Source organism: Gemmata algarum, assembly GCF_034097035.1.
In the GTDB taxonomy this organism is placed as follows: Bacteria; Planctomycetota; Planctomycetia; order Gemmatales; family Gemmataceae; genus Gemmata; species Gemmata algarum.
On sequence record NZ_JAXBLV010000076.1, the window covers coordinates 1 to 1527 of the forward strand.

Here is a 1527-nt window from a genome sequence, read left to right on the forward strand (position 1 = left end):
CCGGGTTTGTAATCAGGCAGCGGTTCGCCGGTAGAAGGGCGAACCGGGTCGAGCGGCGAGGTGCTTGGCGAGTCGTTCGTCGTCACTCAGGACGGCCGCTCGCACCGCTCGCACGCTCTCGGCACCGTCCTCATTCCAGAACTTCTCGGTTCCCTTCACCCGGTAGTTGACCTCCTTGATCAACGACTCCACCCACGAACTGGTCACCGGTCGCCCCGCCTTCCGATACTCCGGGTACTTCATCCGATCCGCATTGTTCTTCAAGTACCCACGCGCCCGCTCGAGTACCACACGCACGTCCGTGTGCTCCGCGTCCTCCGGTGGCTCACCGATCCGTTCTTGCTCGCGGTCCATTTCCGCGAGTACCTCGGACACACGGCCCTGCCAGCCGCCACGCATCCCGCGCACGTATCGGTTCCACTGCTCGGCGTCGCTGCCGCCGCTCGCACGCGCCGCTTGCCACACGTAGCCCAACACGTGGATGACGTCCACCACCGCCACGTACTCCGCGAACCAACGCTTCTGGATCGCCCAGTTGTACGCCTGACCGTCACCCACGAACGCACGACGGCCCGCGGCCTCGACGTTCCTCGCCTTCGCCTCCGCACCCACCAGACGGCCGAACGCTTCGCGGTCGCGTGTCGTCGCCACGCACGTCCGCACCACACGCTCCGGTTGCCAGCCGATCCTCTCCGGGGACGACACGACCGGAGGATCGGCCGCTCCGCCTGCGATGCCGGGCGCTCTCGCGACGGAGCATTGCGTCATGTTCCCGACGTGCGTGCGGTCGAGGAAGCACGCGGGCGGTTCCGGTTGCGGGTCGGTGTCGTGCGCCGTGCTGGTGAGTGTGACCAGGCACGCGACCTTGTCCTCACGCCACTGCGGGGATCGCGCCCCGCACCCGTGCCCCCGGGCGCGGCACTGGTAGCGGCCGCCGTCGACCTCGACGGCCACCACGTCCGGCGTGTTGGGAACCCGGGCGTCGAGTTTGCGGCGGCGGTGGGCCTCGGCCTGCTCGTCGCGTGTGGCGACCAACTCGGCACCGACCGCCTCGGTCAGTCGCCCGACGTGCCGACCGCTGATCGACACGTCGGCCAGGAGCCGGAGGGTTCGGGCGGCCAACTCGAACGACCGGAGTCCCCCCCCGGCGTGGACGACCTTGGCGAGTACGGAGGGGCTGTACCCGTGGGCGTCAAGTTTGAGGTGGGGTCGTTGGGGGGAAAAAGTCCCGGCGACAGGCGGGGCAGTGGGCGATGGGTTCTTGCAGGGTGATGGTCGCCCCGCGTGCGACCACCTGGCGGGGCCGTGTGCTCAAACGGCCGGGCTTCTGGCAGGCGGGACAGGGCGACTCGTCGGGGAGTCGCTGGGCTTGTCGCTCGGCGAGGTGTTCGAGTGTGCCGGCGGCCAGCCCGGCGGTGGCCGCGGCGGCGATCTGCTCCATCTGGTCGAAGTCCACATCGAGCCCCGGCCCACTGTCGCCGTAGGCGTGCCTGGCGACGATTTTACCCCACTGCTTGGCGAGATCTG

Annotated in this window: 2 protein-coding genes; both read right to left on the reverse strand. The window is 69.2% G+C overall.

The window, feature by feature from the left end:
- Window positions 1-12: 12 nt before the first annotated feature.
- A complete protein-coding gene (locus R5W23_RS07640) occupies window positions 13-1122 on the reverse strand; it encodes a LysR family transcriptional regulator (RefSeq protein ID WP_320685823.1) in 1110 nt (369 codons plus the stop codon).
- Window positions 1123-1192: 70 nt separating this feature from the next.
- A partial coding sequence (locus R5W23_RS07645) for a hypothetical protein (RefSeq protein WP_320685824.1) occupies window positions 1193-1527 on the reverse strand: 335 nt, incomplete at its 5' end.